This is a genomic window from Lysobacter gummosus, assembly GCF_001442805.1.
Classification (GTDB): domain Bacteria; phylum Pseudomonadota; class Gammaproteobacteria; order Xanthomonadales; family Xanthomonadaceae; genus Lysobacter; species Lysobacter gummosus.
This window is the reverse complement of sequence record NZ_CP011131.1, coordinates 2,876,839-2,895,082: the sequence shown is the minus strand read 5'-3', so window position 1 is coordinate 2,895,082 and position 18,244 is coordinate 2,876,839. Positions and strand designations below refer to the sequence as shown.

5 protein-coding genes are annotated in these 18,244 nt (G+C 66.0%); 2 read left to right on the top strand and 3 right to left on the bottom strand.

Annotation, left to right across the window (positions count from 1 at the left end; genetic code table 11):
* Positions 1-312 precede the first annotated feature (312 nt).
* Both LG3211_RS11665 and LG3211_RS11660 read left to right on the top strand, forming a co-directional pair.
* A protein-coding gene (locus LG3211_RS11665; protein WP_148648703.1) for an IS3 family transposase occupies positions 313-1,454 on the top strand; the annotation gives its coding sequence in 2 pieces (ribosomal slippage) (positions 313-550 and positions 550-1,454; 1,143 coding nt in all).
* A gap of 166 nt (positions 1,455-1,620) precedes the next feature.
* Positions 1,621-2,076, top strand: a complete 456-nt coding sequence (locus LG3211_RS11660) for an OsmC family protein (RefSeq protein WP_237049874.1) — start codon at positions 1,621-1,623, stop codon at positions 2,074-2,076.
* Positions 2,077-2,502: 426 nt separating this feature from the next.
* Here the strand turns inward: LG3211_RS11660 and LG3211_RS11655 are convergent, their stop codons facing one another.
* The 3 genes from LG3211_RS11655 to LG3211_RS11645 form a co-directional block, all read right to left on the bottom strand.
* Entirely contained in the window at positions 2,503-3,981 is a 1,479-nt protein-coding gene (locus LG3211_RS11655; RefSeq protein ID WP_057942995.1) for an OmpA family protein, read from the bottom strand.
* Positions 3,982-4,183: 202 nt separating this feature from the next.
* Positions 4,184-4,930, bottom strand: a complete 747-nt coding sequence (locus LG3211_RS11650) for a SapC family protein (RefSeq protein WP_057942994.1) — start codon at positions 4,928-4,930, stop codon at positions 4,184-4,186.
* A gap of 339 nt (positions 4,931-5,269) precedes the next feature.
* Positions 5,270-17,908 (bottom strand): FimV/HubP family polar landmark protein, encoded by a 12,639-nt coding sequence (locus LG3211_RS11645; protein WP_057942993.1) that lies wholly within the window; start codon positions 17,906-17,908, stop codon positions 5,270-5,272.
* Positions 17,909-18,244 lie beyond the last annotated feature (336 nt).

Genomic DNA, 18,244 nt, shown 5'->3' with positions numbered 1-18,244 from the left:
CCAGCCGTACCACTCGCCAGTGAAGTCCATACCCATGCAATTACGCTCCTTGTAGTTGGCTGGGATTCCAACGATAGCGCGCCATCGACGCAAGCAGCGAGACCAACCAGCGGCGCAGCTCTGATAGAACATAATACACATTATGCGAAGTGTTCGTAGGAAGCGGGACGCCTACCTGCGTCTGGCCCGTCGCAAGTGGCGGGACAGGTGAAGTTGTTACATCCCGACAGGTAATGCTGTTACTTCGGCTGAATCGCCCAGGGTTTCGTAGACATCTCGCAGCCATAAACTATGGCTTAAGTGGAGGTGGTTATGAGCGCGAAGCGATACACCGATGAGTTCAAGATCGAAGCGGTCCGTCAGATCGTGGAGTACGGGCGGCCGGTGGCCGAAGTAGCCGAGCGCCTGGGCGTGTCGGTGCACAGCCTGTACGGCTGGCGGCGTCAGCAAGGCAAAAGCGATGTGGTTCGTCGTGTGGAAAAAGATCAGAACGCGGACGTGCGACGCCTGAAGGCAGAACTTCGGCGCGTGACTGAAGAACGAGACATCCTAAAAAAAGCCGCCGCGTACTTTGCCAAGGGGTAAAGGTGAAGTACGCCTTCATGAAGCAGCACGCCGACGAGTTCGGCCTGGCCGCAATGTGCCGTGTCTTGGGCATAAACCGCAGCGGTTACTACGCTTGGCTTCACGCGCCGGCCAGTGCGCGTGCACGCGACGACCAACGTCTGTTGGGATTGATCAAGCACAGTTGGTTGGAAAGCGGCTCGATCTACGGCCATCGCAAGATCACCACGGACCTGCGCGAGTTGGGTGAAACGTGCAGCAAACACCGCGTTGCGCGTTTGATGAAGCAAGAAGGGCTGCGCGCCATGGTGGGCTACGGCCGGCGGCCGCGGCCGTTGAGCGGGCCGATCGGCGCCGTCGCCAACAACGTGCTGGCGCGTGAGTTCACAGCGCAAGAACCCAATCGGGCCTGGGTGACCGACATCACCTACATTCGCACCCACGAAGGCTTCTTGTACTTGGCCGTCGTGCTCGATCTGTTCTCCCGCAGGATCGTGGGCTGGGCCACGCGTCCAACGCAGCACTCCGATCTGGTGCTGCAGGCGCTGCTAGCGGCGGTGTGGCGACGCAAGCCCGCGCCTGGTTTGCTCTTGCACTCGGATCAAGGCAGTCAGTTCACGAGCGAAGACTGGCAGAGCTTTTTGAAGGCCCACGGCATCGTGTGCAGCATGAGCCGACGCGGTAACTGTCACGACAACGCCGCGATGGAAAGCTTCTTCCAGTTGCTCAAGCGCGAACGGGTTAAGCAACGGATCTACCATACCCATGACAAAGCACGAGGCGATGTGTTCGATTACATCGAGCTGTTCTACAACCCCAAACGACGGCACAGTTCCAACAATGGCCTGTCCCCGATAGAGTTTGAAAGGCGGTACGCACTAAACGGCTGACGACTGTCTACAAAAACCTGGGCGATTCATACAGTACTTACGCTGGTGGTCATTCCCTTGCTTTATTACGTGTTGCTGGCGGCGCGGCGGCACCATGCCGCGGCAGCCTGACCCCCTCAAATAGGAAGCGAAGGAGAAAGCGATGAGCATAGAGCAACCGATCCGCGTGACTCTGGAACTGGAAGAGGGGTACGCGTTCCGCATCCGCTTCGACGACAACGCGCTGGCGCCGCTGCTGAGCGACGAAACCGTACCGCTGGGCGAAGCCCGCGGACCCAATCCGTCGCGGTTGCTGTTGGCAGCAATCGCAAACTGCCTGTCGGCCAGCCTGCTGTTCGCATTGCGCAAGTACAAGAACGTGCCCGGAACACTACACGCCGAGATCACTGCGACACCAACGCGCAACGCCGAGGGACGCTGGCGCATTCCGCGGGCTTTCGTCGAGATCCGCCTTGCTGAAGGTGGCGAGGCGCATACGCAGCTGGACCGGATCCTCAAGCAGTTCGAGGAGTTCTGCCTGGTCACCCAGAGCGTGCGCGAAGGCATCGCCGTCGAAGTGACGGTGATGGACGCCCATGGCCGGGTGCTGCTAGGCGACAAGAGCGTTGAAGCCAGCGCGTGAACGGTATCGATTCCGCCGCCTGACTGGACTGCCCAGCACAATCCCACCATCCCGCAGGGAAGCGAGGCATTGAAGGCGCTGGTCGCGGGTCTATACGTCTCTACGAACCAAGCCTGATCGTCGCCGAAGGCGATCTGGTGGCCATCCGCGGCCGGATCCGTGGATGGTCTGAAGTCCCACAGGTGACCCCAGGCCGTCTAACCCGCCGTCGCTTCCCGGACAAGTGAGCCCACCTTGCATGTGAGGCACATCGCGAATTTAGGGCCGGATCCCCCAAGCTGCACCTTCGAGCCGATCCTGCCAAATCCAGAAGCTCGGTAACCGAAGGTGCGGGCTATTGGCTCTCGAATGGACTGCCCCACTCCCGCCGCACGCCGCCAAAGGAGGACTCAGCCACTTCAGCGTCTGTGCCGCTGCGCAGCCCCACTACTGGAGCACTTTAAATTCCATCCGACGATTCTGAGCTCGCCCTGACTCGGTAGTATTGTCTGCGATCGGCTTGTCCTGACCGTAGCCCTTTCCGACCAGACGCACCGCGGGAACACCCAACTCAGCCAGACGCGCCGTTACCGCATTGGCGCGCTCGACGGACAATCGCATATTGGCCGCTGCGTCCCCGGTATTGTCGGTATGGCCGCCTACCTCGATGCGGGTGCCTTCCGGCGTAGCCTTGATGGCTTCCGCAGCCTTGCGCAAGGTTTCGGAACTGTCGTGCGTAATCGTCGCCGAACCTGTGGCGAAGTGGATGCCAGCCAAGTTAAGCGCTTTGACCAGATCCTCAGCACTGAAACCGGCTTTGAGTGATGACAGTGCCGAAATGCCCTTGTCCCAAAGCCCATTGATCTCGAAGTCGCTAAAGATTCCGCGGAGCTTGTCCGACAGCGCGACCCGCTGATCCTCGGGCAGGGCTGAGGTATCGACGTTGATTCTGTCTCCATCAAGGCTCAGCTTAGCGCCACTTGCCTTCAACTCGGGCAGGAATCCGATGAGCTTGTCGAGCCACCCGGCCGGAGGCGTCGCAGGGTCTACCGCCAAGTCTCCTTGGACGTTACCCACACCGAACGTCGTTTTAAGCGCATCGAGCAACTTGGCCTTCTCGGCATCGCTATGGAGCCGTCCACTCACGACTGCTTTGCCCGACACGTTCTCGATACTGACGCTTGCATTGCCTTGCGGCACCGGCGTGGGCACCACGGACGGCGTAGAAACTGCTGCCGTTGCAGCAGTGTTCGTAGCGGACGCAGACGTCTCGACCGAATTCTTCGTGCAGCCTTTGAATAGCAAGAAGGCCACAACCAAAACTGCACCAAGCAGCAGCCAAGGCAGCCACTTGCCGATACCACCGCCGGCCTTGCGGATTGCGCCCGCTGCCGCATCCGTCGTTGCGTCGGCCGCATGGCCTAGTGTTCTGGCTCCGCCAGCGACCGCGCCGCCCACTGCGGCGACACCCGCCGTTACGGCACCCCAGCCAAATTTGCCCAAGTCGCCGAGCCAGTCTGCGATTTCAGCAACCCAATGCCGCAATGACTCCGGGATGCCGCGTGGCTCCTGTCCGTTCTCGCTCAGCCCATCCACCAAGCCCGGCAGGGTCGCGCCAATCGCCGTCGCAGTCGTCGCGGGTGTCAGGTCCAGTCGATTGGCGATCTCCCCGATCAAGGGATTCCCGAATACACGCTCTACCTGTTCGCGCGGCAGCGCCTCGTTCACACCTTGACCTATCCACGACTGGACCATGCTTGCCAGCCCTTTTTCACGAAACCGCGCGATAAACCCAGAAAAGCCACCGGTTCGCTCGTCGAACAGCATCGCGGTCAACACGCCAATGAGCTGCCTAACCTTATCTCCGGCCAGACCCGTTTTCTGCGACACCTCGAGCACGAGCTTGTCTAAGGATTCAATGCGCATGAAGCCCCCGATAGCGTGATGTTTCACTGGTAATTGAAATGCTGAGCGCCTGAACTCGACGCAAGCGGAGTTGGACAGAATCCACGTACAGAGCCGCGACTTAGCCAATCAGGTGATGGGTGGCATTCTTTATGCCAATGCTCTAGCGCAGCCTTACATGTCTTGAATGAGCTGGAATCACAAGTGCAACCATGTGATTTCCTCAGTTAAAAGCGTTCATCGCTTCGCGCTCGCTTTCTTCCTGCCGCGCCAGTTCCGATAGCCTCTCCAAATTGCGCATCGACAGCAGATGGGTGTAAATCAGGCCGAGTGCGCCGGTGCGAAACAGTTCGGGCAGGTGCGCGTCGTCGAGCTTCATCAGCTTTTCTTCCGACACCGCGTAGACGCCATTCAACTCGGCCTGCGGCTGTTCGCCGGTACCGAAGCGGATCACCTTCTCTTCCAGCAGATCAAGTTCCTTGAGCCTGGTGACGAAGATCGCGGTGCGCTTGAACTCACCGTGCAGTTCCTGCAGGAAACCCATCGCCCGGCCTAGACTTTCGGTATCGGTGCCGTCGTCGCCGAACAACGGTTCACCTTCTTCATCCGACAGGCCGTTGTAGGCCATGTCCACGCATACCGTCACCGTGCCGGTGTTGTGGTCCTCAGCCAACACGAACGGATATTGGCGCAGGAATGCTGGTACATAGCCGCGGCGCCAGCGTGCGCTCTCGTCCACGTACAGGTTCTGTTGGTTGCGCAGGCCCACCAGTACCGCCGGCAGGAAGTCGCCATTGGCCAGCTTGGCGAAGACGATCGCGTACTCGGTGGCCGCGCTGGGGAACTCGGTCGTGGTCACCGGTACCGAGTTGAGACTGGCCGCGAAGCGAACGTTGTGCTGCGAAGAACGGATACGCAGGCGCCGATGGGTGTCGCGGTTGAGCGGGACGACGCGGTCATAGATCAGCATGATTCCGGCTCCTGATACCAGTGGTGGTAGGCATCGACGTGACCGTGAAGTCACTGTGTCGGCATGATGGTTTACAGGGTGCTCGGCCGTCCGGTGTATGAGTTGCAGCCTTCGGCGCTCTGGTGCTTGCTCCAAGTCGAGGTTTGCTGCATCACGGTTGGCAGCCCTCGCTCATGCCCAGGTTCTCGCGCTACAGCTCCACACGCACGGATGCGTACGATGCGTTATCGCACTGCATCGCGATCGCGACCGCACACCATGCGCTAAGCGCCCGGGATCCGTCTCAGCTCCAGCTAGTCGGAACCTGAGCTCCCGCGCATGGCTTCCTGCACTGCTTGCTCATTCACCGCACTGCATTGGCTGTTCCGATGCCGGTCCCGTAGCGCCAGACTTGAACGGCCCATGGCGCTCGACATGGCTCTTGGCATGCTGGCCCACGACCCGCTTGGCCTCGGACACTGGAATGTCCTTCACTGCATCCGCGCAAGGAATGCCGATATCGGAATGCGCCTTCAGCCGGTTCATGTTGTTCCCGTTGAAGGCCGCCGTGTTTCCGCGATACAGGGCGACCATCCGTTGCTCCAGCACACCCGTCGTCATGCGGTTCGCGATACCGGTTACGGAATCCCCGGGGACGGTGGAATAACGCGAGCAATCGTCGAGCATCGGTTGCCCCTGCGACGGCGCCTTGCAGGTTCCGCCGCCACTGGGCGCGGGGCTGCGTGGTTCGGCGACGGCCGCGGCCGCGGGTGCAGCGGCCGCCGCCGCAGCGACCACCGGCAGTGCGGCCGAAGAGCCGCCACCGGAGGAAGCCGCAGCCACCGCGGCCGGCGCCGCGGTCGCGGTATCGGCTTGAGCCGGCGCCCACGGCGCGGCGGATACCGCCGCCATCTGCGTGGTTCCGCCGAACGTGAACCGCACGCCCGCTTGGACCGAGTGGGCCTGATCGTCGCTGCTCAAGTCGGCGCGGTATTCCACGAAGCCGGTGGCGCTGGGCGTGAACGCGTAGGTCAGGCCCGCGCCTGCGTTGATCCGGTTGCGGTCCGGCGAGAAACCGGTGATCGCGAACCCAGGCACTTGCGCCGCGGCGAAGTGGTTCTGCGTGCGTGGCGCGTCGTTGCTCAGATCGTGCAGGTAGCGGATGTCGAAGGTGGGACGCAGACGCCCTGCCTTGCCGACGAACCGCACCCCCGCGCCCACCGTGGTCGTGTCGTAGTCCTCGCCTTCCACGCGCAGATTGGCCTCGCCGGCGCCGGTTTCGATCACATCGTCCAAGCTCAAACGGCTGTGATAGACGCCGACCATCGGCTCGATGCTCGCGCTCGCCGTTTCGAAACGCCATCCCGCTTCGACCATCGCATACCAGCCGTCGGCATCGGCACTGGCCCTGGCCGTGCGGTCGAACACGCCCACGCGCACCGGACGGGTGACATCGAAGTCGGTTTTCGCGTAGCCGGCCGCGCCTTGCACCCATGCGCCGCCATCGGCGCGCGGGGCGTAGCTGAAGTGAGCGCCGAGGTACCACTGATCGCCGTCGGCGCGATCGCCGCGACGCGGCACATCGAAGTCGGACTTGGCCATGCCGAGATGACCGCCGGCACGGAAGCCTTCGCCGAAGGGAGCATCCGCGCCCACAGTCAGGCCCCAGAGGTCATTGTCGATATCGGCCAAGGTGTCGTTGCCCTGGAACGCGGCATCTCCGCCAAAGGTGGTGGCCCAGGCGGTGAAGCCGGCGTCGGCGCGCTCGGTCCGGCCCACGTCGAGTTGCTGCCCGACGCTGCGTTGCAGTCGTTCGGCGCCGTAACGCGAGGCGCTGAGCAACGAGCCGTAGGTTTCGCCGGTCAGCGTGTCGAACATCGGCACCGCCTGCTCCGCGGTGACGCCGCGCGCGGCGGCCACGAGTTGTTCGACCGCGGGATTGCCGCTGTCGGCCAAGGCCTGCAGCGCATTGGCGACCGATTGCTGGTTGCCCGGCAGTCCCGGGAACTCGTTGAAGCGGTTGGCTTCCTCCAGGCGCAGGAACAAATCGCCGCCTTGCGCGAACAGGCTGGCGGACAGGAACGGCAGCGCGGTCTGGGTGACCGAAGCGAAGCCGTTGCCGCTCAGGCTTTGCGCGTCGATGATGCGGTAGTCGGTGATGTCGGCGTAGGCCCCGGCCTGCGGCAGCGCTACCACGGTGCCGCCGTAGAGCGCGGCGGCGCCGGCGACGATCAAGCTGTCGCTGACGCCGGCGCCGGTCTGGCGCAGGATCAGGCTGGAGGTCGGCCCGCTGGCGAAACTGCCGACGTTCAAGGTTGCGCCGGCCGCGCCGGTGCCAGCCGCGGCGCCGGTTGCGCCCGGAAGGCCGCTCGGCGCCAGCTTTCCGCCCAGAGCCAGGCCGCCGCCGATCGTACCGTCGCCGACCAGACTGCCGCCCTCCTGGATCACGGTGAGGCCGGCGAAGGTCCCGTTGACCACGAACGTGCCGCTGCCTGCGTTCATACCGCCGATGGAAGCGGTGAGGAAGTTGGCGGTGGTTCCGGCCGGCACGATCAGCGTTCCCGGGCCGACCAGGCTCAGGTTCTCGAAGCCCGCAAACGCGTTGCTGCTCAGCACGCCCTGCCCGCTTCCGCTCAGCGACAGCAGATCGCCGCCGCCCTGCCCGTCGACCACTCCCGTCACGCTGCCCAGTCCGGCCAGTGAGCTCTTGAACACGTCGTTGCCGCCGCCGAGATTGACCGTGCCGGCCACCGAACCCGATGGCGACAACGTCAGCACGTCGTCGAAGTTGCCGAAGTTCGCGGTGGTCCCGGCCGCGCTGCTGATGCCCGCGGTTACACCGTCGGTCACGCTCAGCGCACCGCCGCGGATGTCGAAATTGCCCGAGAAGCCGGACATCTCGCCCGTCAAGGCGACGGCGGAAGTGCCGTCCTTGATCAGACCGCCGCTTCCTCCGACCGCACCGCTGAGCGTGAACGGGTCAGTCCCGCCGAGCGTCAGCGCGGCCGTGGGACTCACATCGATCGCGTTGCCCAGATTCAAACCAGCGACGCTGGCCTGCAGCGCGCCGCCAGTGCCGCCGACTTGCAGCACGCCGGTGCCCAGCGCGGTATTGCTACCCACGTTGAGGGTGCCGCCGAGCAGATCGAAGCCGCCGGTGAAGCTGTTGTTGCCGCTGAGCGTGACCGCGGCCGGCCCTTCCAGGCTGAGACCGCCGCTGCCGGCGATATCGCCGGTGAGCGACAACGGCGCGGCGTTGGCGACCGAGAGATCGCCGTTCAGAGCGAACGCGTTGCCCAAGGTGGCGCCGCTCAGCGAGCCCAGATTGGCATCGCCGGCCACCGTCACCGCACCGGTGCCCAAGGCGCCATCGCTATTGGCGATGACGGTGGAGCCCGCGCGCAGTTCGACGTCGCCGCTGAAGCCGCTGTTGTCGCCGCCCAGGCTCAACGCGCCCGTGCCATCGACGTTGAGGCCGCCGGTGCCGCTGAGCTGACCGTTGAGTCCGAGGTCGCCGCTGCCGCCGAAGGTGAGATCGGCGTTCACCGCGACGTTGTTGGTCAGCGCTACGTCGGCGGACGAAGCCAAGGTGGCCGCGCCGTCGACCGTCAACGCGCCAGTGCCCAGCGCCGTGTTGCTGCCTACCGTCAGGGTGCCGCCGAGCAGGTCGACGCCACCACCGAAGGTATTGTCGCCGGCGAGCGTCAGGCCGGCCGGGCCGTCGAAGCTCAGACCGCCGGCGCCGCCGATCGCGCCCGCCAGCGTCAGGTCGTTGGTGCCGCCGATGCCCAGCGACGCGCCGGCGCCGAGGTCGATCGCATTGCCGATGTTCAGTCCCGGCAGGCTGGCGCTGAGGTTGCCGCCGAGACCCGACACGTTCAATGCGCCCGTACCGAGCGCATCGGCGTTGCCGAGGCTCAGGTTGCCACCGCCGCTCAAGCCGAGGCCACCGCCGAAGGTATTCGCACCGTTGAGGCTCAGCGTGCCAGTGCCGCCGAAGTTCAGACCGCCCGCACCGTCGATGACGCCCGACAGCGACAGATCGTTCGCGCCGCCGATGCCCAACGCCGCGCCGGTGCCGAGGTTGATCGCGTTGCCCAGGTTCAGGCCGGACACGCTGGTCGCCAAGCTGCCGCCCAAGCCCGACACATTCAATGCGCCGGTGCCCAACGCGCCGGCGTTGCCGAGGTTCAAGCTGCCGCCACCGCTCAGGCCGACGCCGCCGCCGAAGGTGTTCGCGCCGTTGAGGCCCAAGGTGCCGGTGCCGCTGAAGTTCAGGCCGCCCGCGCCGCCGATGGCACCCGACAACGACAGGTCGTTCGCGCCGCCGATGCCCAGCGCAGTGCCTCCAGCGAGGTTGATCGCGTTGCCGAGAGTCAGACCCGGCAGGCTGGCGCTGAGGTTGCCGCCCAGACCCGACACGTTCAAAGCGCCGGTGCCCAAAGCACCAGCGTTACCGAGGCTCAGGTTGCCACCGCCGCTCAGGCCGACGCCGCCGCCGAAGGTGTTCGCACCATTGAGGCTCAGCGTGCCGGTGCCGCCGAAGTTCAAGCCGCCCGCGCCGTCGATGACGCCCGACAGCGACAGGTCGTTCGCGCCGCCGATGCCCAGCGCAGTGCCGCCAGCGAGGTTGATCGCGTTGCCGAGAGTCAGACCCGGCAGGCTGGCGCTGAGGTTGCCGCCCAGGCCCGACACATTCAGCGCGCCGGTGCCCAGAGCGCCTGCGTTGCCGAGGCTCAGGTTGCCACCGCCGCTCAAGCCGAAACCGCCACCAAAGGTGTTGGCACCGTTGAGGCTCAGCGTGCCGGTGCCGCCGAAGTTCAAGCCGCCCGCACCGTCGATCACACCCGACAGCGACAGGTCGTTGGCGCCGCCGATGCCCAACGCCACGCCGGCGCCGAGGTTGATCGCGTTGGCGAGATTCAGGCCGGAAAGGCCGGCACTGAGCGTGCCGCCCAGACCCGACACATTCAGTGCACCCGTACCGAGCGCGCCGGCATTGCCGAGCGTCAGGCCGCCGCCACCGCTGAGGCCGACGCCACCACTGAAGGTGTTCGCACCGCTGAGGCTAAGCGTGCCGGTGCCGCCGAAGTTCAAGCCGCCCGCACCGCCGATGACGCCGGACAACGACAGATCGTTGGCGCCACCGATGCCCAGCGCCGCACCGGCGCCGAGGTCGATCGCGTTGCCGAGGTTCAGGCCGGAAACGCTGGCGCTCAGATTGCCGCCCAAGCCCGACACGTTCAGTGCGCCCGTACCGAGCGCGCCGGCGTTGCCGAGGCTCAGGTTGCCGCCGCCGCTCAAGCCGAGGCCACCGCCAAAGGTGTTCGCGCCGTTGAGGCTAAGCGTGCCGGTGCCGCCGAAATTCAAACCGCCTGCACCGTCGATCACGCCGGACAACGACAGATCGTTCGCGCCGCCGATGCCCAGCGCCGCACCGGCGCCGAGGTTGATCGCGTTGCCTAGGTTCAGGCCGGAAAGACCGACGCTCAAGTTGCCGCCCAGGCCCGACACGTTCAACGCGCCGGTGCCCAAAGCGCCTGCGTTGCCGAGGCTCAGGTTGCCGCCGCCGCTGAGGCCGAGGCCGCCGCCGAAGGTGTTCGCGCCGTTGAGGCTCAACGTGCCGGTGCCGCCGAAGTTCAAGCCGCCCGCACCGTCGATGACGCCCGACAGCGACAGGTCGTTCGCGCCGCCGATGCCCAGCGCCGCGCCGGCGCCGAGATTGATCGCGTTGCCGAGGTTCAGACCGGAAACGCCAGCGCTCAGGCTGCCGCCCAAGCCCGACACGTTCAATGCGCCTGTACCCAAAGCACCGGCGTTGCCCAGGTTGAGATTGCCGCCGCCGGTCAGGCCGACGCCGCCGCCGAAGGTGTTCGCGCCGTTGAGCGCGAGCGTGCCGGTGCCGCTGAAGTTCAGCCCGCCCGCACCGTCGATGACACCCGACAGGTCGAGGCCGTTAGTGCCGCCGATGTCGAGCGCGACGCCGCCGCCGAGGTTGATCGCGTTGCCGAGGTTCAGGCCCGCGATGCCGGCGCTGAGGCCCGCATTGCCCAGGACATCCAATGAGCCGGTGCCGAGCGCAGCCGCATTGCCCAACACCAGGTTGCCGGCGTTGAGGTCGACGCCGCCAGCGAAGCTGTTGGCGCCGGACAGCACCAGGGTGCCGGTATCGTTTTTCACCAGCCCGCCGGTGCCGGAGATCTGCGCCGAAATCGTTCCGGTCATGCCCGCGTCCACGCGGATGATCGTGCTGGCGTTGTCGGTGGTGAGCACACCGCCGAGGCCGCCGGCGATCTCGTAGCCGTTGGAGGCGAACTGCAAACCGCCGAAAGCCACCGGGCCGACGACGGTCACCAGGCCGGCCGTGCCTTGGAACACGCCGAAGGCGCCGTTCACCCAGCCGCTGTTGGCGGTGCCGTTGACGTTGGTCCAATTGGGCGTGGGCGCAGCGGTCCATACCCCCGCTCCGCCGTCGACGCTGCCGTTGGGCAGCACGTTGATGCCGTCCCAGAATTGCACGACGGCGCCGGCGTTGACGGCAAGGTTGATCTGGTTCGACACGCCGGTCTGCACCTGGACGCTGTCGGGCGTGAACGGTCCCGGCAGCGTGCCGAGCAGCAGTCCGCGGTCGTCGAGGGTGCCGGTGTAGCCGATCAACTGATAAACGCCCGGTCCGAATCCGCCGAGGTTGTTGACGTTGAGGGTGCCGTCGAGGGTGAGGTTGCCGTTCACGACGACCCGATCGTTGACGCCGCCGGCGACACCCAAGTCGTAGTTGAGCGTCGCGCCGCTGCCCAGGAACAACGATCCCATGGTGAGGGTGCCGGCTGCGCCGATGCTGCCCGCGTTGAGCACGCCGTCAAGCGTGACGTCACCCAAGGTGCCAGTGCCTGTGAGCGTCGCGCCCGCGTTGACGACGGTCGGCGACAGCAGCGAGCCGCTCACCGCGAGCGTGCCGGACTGGACCGTGGTGCCGCCGCCGAAAGTGTTCGCGCCGGTGAGGTTCAAGGTGCCGGTGCCGTTGAAGTTCAGGCCGCCCGCGCCGTCGATGATTCCGGACAGCGACAGATCGTTCGCGCCGCCGATGCCCAGCGACGTACCCGCACCGAGATTGATCGCGTTGCCGAGGTTCAGACCGGGCAAGCCGACGCTCAGATTGCCGCCCAGACCCGACACGTTCAACGCGCCGGTACCGAGCGCGCCGGCGTTACCGAGGTTCAGACCGCCGCCGCCGTTGAGCGCCACGCCGCCGCCGAACGTGTTCGCGCCATTGAGGCTCACCGTGCCGGTGCCGCCGAGGTTCAAGCCGCCCGTGCCGCCGATGATCCCGGACAGCGACAAGTCGTTAGCGCCGCCGATGCCCAGCGACGCGCCTGCGCCGAGATCGATCGCGTTGCCCAGGTTCAGACCAGGCAGGCTGGCGCTCAGATTTCCGCCGAGACCCGACAGGTTCAACGCACCCGTGCCCAACGCGCCGGCGTTGCCGAGATTCAGCGTGCCGCCGCCACTCAGGCCGAAGCCGCCGCCGAAGGTGTTCGCGCCGTTGAGGCTTAACGTGCCGGTGCCGCCGAAGTTCAGACCGCCCGCGCCGTCGATGATCCCGGACAGCGACAGATCGTTGGCGCCGCCGATGCCCAGCGACGCACCCGCACCGAGATTGATCGCGTTGCCCAGGTTCAGACCGGGCAAGCCGACGCTCAGGTTGCCGCCCAGACCCGACAGGTTCAACGCACCCGTGCCCAACGCGCCGGCGTTGCCGAGATTCAGCGTGCCGCCGCCGCTCAGGCCGAAGCCACCGCCGAAGGTGTTCGCACCGTTGAGGCTCAACGTGCCGGTGCCGCCGAAGTTCAAGCCGCCCGCACCATCGATGATCCCGGACAGCGACAAGTCGTTGGCGCCGCCGATACCCAGCGACGCACCCGCACCGAGATTGATCGCGTTGCCCAGGTTCAGACCGGGCAAGCCGACGCTCAGGTTGCCGCCCAGACCCGAGAGGTTCAACGCGCCCGTACCCAACGCGCCGGCGTTACCGAGATTCAGCGTGCCGCCGCCACTCAGGCCGAAGCCGCCGCCGAACGTGTTCGCACCGTTGAGGCTCAACGTGCCGGTGCCGCCGAAGTTCAGACCGCCCGCACCATCGATGATCCCGGACAGCGAAAGATCGTTCGCGCCGCCGATACCCAGCGACGCACCGCCGCCGAGATTGATCGCGTTGCCGAGATTCAGGCCGGGCAGACTGACGCTCAGGTTGCCGCCCAGACCCGACAGGTTCAGCGCACCCGTGCCCAACGCGCCGGCGTTGCCGAGATTCAGCGTGCCGCCGCCGCTCAGGCCGAAGCCACCGCCGAAGGTGTTCGCACCGTTGAGGCTCAACGTGCCGGTGCCGCCGAAGTTCAAGCCGCCCGCGCCATCGATGATTCCGGACAGCGACAAGTCGTTCGCGCCGCCGATGCCCAGCGACGCACCCGCACCGAGATTGATCGCGTTACCGAGGTTCAGGCCGGGCAGACTGACGCTCAGATTTCCGCCGAGACCCGACAGGTTCAACGCGCCCGTACCCAACGCGCCGGCGTTACCGAGATTCAACGTGCCGCCGCCGCTCAGGCCGAAGCCGCCGCCGAACGTGTTCGCACCGTTGAGGCTCAACGTGCCGGTGCCGCCGAAGTTCAGACCGCCCGTGCCGCCGATGATCCCGGACAGCGACAAGTCGTTCGCGCCGCCGATGCCCAGCGACGCACCGCCGCCGAGGTTGATCGCGTTGCCCAGGTTCAGACCGGGCAAGCCGACGCTCAGGCTGCCGCCCAGACCCGACAGGTTCAACGCGCCCGTGCCCAGCGCGTCAGCGTTGCCGAGATTCAGGCTGCCGCCACCGCTCAGGCCGAAGCCGCCGCCGAAGGTGTTCGCACCGTTGAGGCTCAACGTGCCGGTGCCGCCGAAGTTCAGACCGCCCGCACCATCGATGATCCCGGACAGCGAAAGATCGTTCGCGCCGCCGATGCCTAGCGACGTACCCGCACCGAGATTGATCGCGTTGCCCAGGTTCAGACCGGGCAGGCTTGCGCTCAGGTTGCCGCCCAGACCCGACAGGTTCAACGCACCCGTGCCCAACGCGCCGGCGTTGCCTAGATTCAGCGTGCCGCCGCCGCTCAAGCCGAAGCCACCGCCGAAGGTGTTCGCACCGTTGAGGCTCAACGTGCCGGTGCCGCCGAAGTTCAAGCCGCCCGCGCCATCGATGATTCCGGACAGCGAAAGATCGTTTGCGCCGCCGATGCCCAGCGACGCACCCGCGCCGAGATTGATCGCGTTGCCGAGGTTCAGACCGGGCAAGCCGACGCTCAGGTTGCCGCCCAGACCCGACAGGTTCAACGCGCCCGTACCCAACGCGCCGGCGTTGCCGAGATTCAGCGTGCCGCCACCGCTCAGGCCGAAGCCGCCGCCGAACGTGTTCGCACCGTTGAGGCTCAACGTGCCGGTGCCGCCGAAGTTCAGACCGCCAGCGCCGTCGATGATCCCGGACAGCGAAAGATCATTGGCGCCGCCGATGCCCAGCGACGCACCCGCACCGAGATTGATCGCGTTACCGAGGTTCAGACCGGGCAAGCTGGCGCTCAGGCTGCCGCCCAGACCCGACAGGTTCAGCGCGCCCGTGCCCAGCGCGCCAGCGTTGCCGAGATTCAGGCTGCCGCCACCGCTCAGGCCGAAGCCGCCGCCGAAGGTGTTCGCACCGTTGAGGGTCAACGCACCGGTGCCGCTGAAGTTCAGGCCGCCTGCGCCGCCGATGACGCCCGACAGGGCCAGGCCGTTAGTGCCGCCGATGTCGAGCGCAAAACCGCCGCCGAGATTGATCGCATTGCCGATATCGAGCCCGCCGACGTTCGCTCCGAACCCGGCATTGCCGCTCACGTTGAGCGCGCCCGTGCCCAACGCACCCGCATTCCCCAACATCAGACCGCCGGCCGACAGATCCACTCCGCCACTGAACGTATTGGCCCCGTTGAGGCTCAAGGTGCCGGTGCCGAGTTTGAGCAGACCACCGGTGCCGCCGATGATGCCGTCGAAACTGCCATTCAATCCCAGCCCGCCCACCGACAACCGATTGGCGCCCAGGCCGATGTTGCCGGCGCCGCTCAGATTGCCGAACGAGGCGTCGAAACCATTGAGATTCAGCGTGCCCGCCGCGCCCAGATTCACGCCGGCGCCACCGAACAGACCCGCGGTAAGCGCGTCGCCGAATTGCAGCGTGCCGAAGTCGACCGAAATGCCGGTACCGGCGCCCAGCGATCCGCCGCCCGCCAGCGTCAGCAAGCCGTTGTTGCCGGCCGAGCCGAAATTGAGTGTGCCGCCCGCGCCCAGGTTGAGGCCGCCGCCCCACCCTGCATTGAGGCCGGCGCCGACCGACAACCGGCCGCTCGCCCCTGCCCCGAGATTGAGTGCGTTGCCGAACGTGCCGTTGAGTCCCAGGATCAGCTCGCCGCCGCCCAGGTTCACCGCTCCGGTGCCGAAGGCGGCCAAATTATTGGCGCGCACGCTGCCGCCGGTGAGCGAGAAGCCGCCGGTGAAGGTATTGGCGCCGTTCAACGTCAACAAATTGGGACCAACGTAGCTGACTCCGCCGTCGCCGGCGATCGCGCCACTCATGCTCCAATCGAAATCGCCGGTTAGCGTCAGGTTCGCGCCGGGCGCGAGATTGATCGCATTGGCGAAATTGAAACCGGCGAAACCGGGACCGAACCCTGCATCGCCGGTGACGTTGAACAGCCCGGTCCCGAGCGCGTTCGCATTGCCGAGCTGCAGCGTGCCGCTGCCCAGATTGAAGCCGCCACTCCAGCCTGCGTTGTTCCCGCTCAGGTTGAGCACGCCGGTGCCGTTCATGGTCAGGCCGCCGATGCCGCTGAGATTGCCCGCCAACCCGAGGTTGTTGACGCCGCCGAGGGTCAGGTTGGCATTGAGCGCGATCGCGTTCGCCAGCGTCACCGCGGCGCTCGACTCGAGCGTGGCCGCGCCATCGATCGTCAAGATGCCGGTACCGAGCGCGAGGTTATTGCCGACGCTCAAGGTGCCGCCGGCCAGCCTCAGTCCGCCGCCGAAGGTGTTCGCGCCCGACAGCGCCAGCCGGCCGGTGCCGTTCCAGTTCAGACCGCCGGTGCCGCCGATCACGCCGCTGAAATCCGAGTCGAGCCCGGTCGCTCCCAGCGACAGGAAACCGCTGCCGAGCGAAAGGCTGCCCGAGCCGGTCAAACGGCCCAGCGTGGCGTTCACCCCATTGAGATTGAACGCGCCCGCGCCGCCGACATTGAGCCCAGCGTTTGCCAGCAACCCGCCATTGAATCCCGCACCCAAACCCAGCGTCCCGAAATCCGCGGACAGAGCGGCGCCAGCGCCGATCGACGAGCCGGCGCCCCAATTGAGCAGCAATCCGCCGGTCGCGTCGCTCGCGCCGAAGCCCAAGGTGGAGCCAGCGCCCAAATTGACGTTGCCGCCCAGTGTGGCGTTGAAACCGGTGCCCGCCGAAATCGTGGCGCCCAGGCCGCCGCCGAGATTGATCGCATTGCCGAACACGCCGTTGGCGCCCAACCGCAGCGAGGTACCGCCGCCCAGACCGATCGCACCGGTGCCGAAGGCCAACGTGTTGCCGGCGAAAACGCTGCCGCTGTTGACCGCGAGACCACCGCCGAAGCTGTTCGCGCCCGACAACGACAACAGGCCTGTACCGTTCCAGTTCAAGCCGCCGGTACCGCCGATCGCGCCGCTGAAGGTTGAGTCCAGACCGGTGGCGCCCAGCGACAGAGAGCCGCTGCCCAAGGAGAGACTGCCCGCGCCGGTCAGGCGCCCCAGTGTCGTATTGATGCCGTTGAGATTGAACGCACCGGTGCTGCCGACATTGAGCTCGGCATCGCTCAGCAGGCCGCCGTTGAAGCCGGCGCCCAAGCCCAGCGTTCCGAAATCCGCCGACAACCGCGCACCCGAGCCGATGGTCGATCCGGCGCCCCAATTGAGCAGCAATCCGCCCGTCGCGCCCGCGCGCCCGAACGCCAGCGACGAACCGGCGCCCAGATTGACGTCGCCTCCCAGCGTCGCATTGAAGCCGGTCCCGGCCGAGACCGTCGCGCCCAGGCCGCCGGCTACATTGATGGCATTGGCGAAGCTGCCGTTCGCGCCCAAAGTCAGCGACGTGCCGTTGCCCAGGCCGATCGCGCCGGTGCCGAATGCCGCGGTACTGCCGCCGAAAACGCTACCCGCATTGACCGTCAAACCGCCGCCGAAGGTGTTGGCGCCCGACAGCGACAACAAGCCCGTGCCGTTCCAATCCAGGCCACCCGCGCCGCCGATGACGCCGCCGAACGTCGAGTTCAATCCGGTCGCGCCCAGCGCCAGACGGCCGGTGCCGAGGTTGGCCGAGCCGACACCATTCAGCGACCCAAGCGTCATCGTGCCTGAGGTCAAGCCGGTCATGTCGAGACTGCCGCCGGCATTGAGCGTGAGGCGTGCGGTGCCGCCCGTGCTGGTGCCGAGGAAGCGCGCCGTGCCGCCGCTGTTGACGCCTATCGTGGCATCGCCCGCGCTGCCCGAACCGTTGAAGTCGAGGTTCCCGCCGATAGTGAGATTGGCGCTGCCCGCCGTGCTGGAACCCTGAAACACCGCAGTGCCGCCGGTAGCGACGCTGATCGTCGCCGAACCCGCCGTGGCCGTACCGTCGAAGCCCAGGTCGCCGTTGGCGCCGACATTGATTTGCGCATTGGCGGCCGTGGTGCCGGCGCCATTGAAATTAAGCGCTCCCGTCCCCGTTACCCCGACGTTGAACACGGGCTGGAACAGCGAACTGTTCTCGATACCCGTGCCGGTCAAGTTCAAGGTCGCACCGGAAACGGTGCCGAGGTTGAAGGTGTACTGCGGCGCGAGTGCACCGAACCGCACCGTCCCGATCGAACTGTTCGTGCCGTTGCCGAACGACACCACGGGGACGAACGAGGTGTTGAAGATCGCCGTGCCCGTCGGCACCGAGCCCGAACTCCAGCTTCCACCGTTTGTCCAGGACCCGCCGCCCGCGCCTGTCCAAGTCGCGTCTTGGGCAGCCGCCACGGCCGGCTGTATCAGTTGCAGAACGATCAGCAACTGCAGCCCTATCCGGATGTTCCGGCTGAGAGGGTGCAGACACGGGGATTTACGCTGTTCGCTGCGCCATTTCTTGCTGAACCGATTGACCCAGAAACGACTCGTGGCGTTCTTCCGCATGACCGCTCTCCCCTACTTCGACGTATGGATAACGACGTGCAAAACCTCTTCCTACGCCCTGTTCATGAACCGCATGAATGCGAAGGAAGGACTGGAATGGCG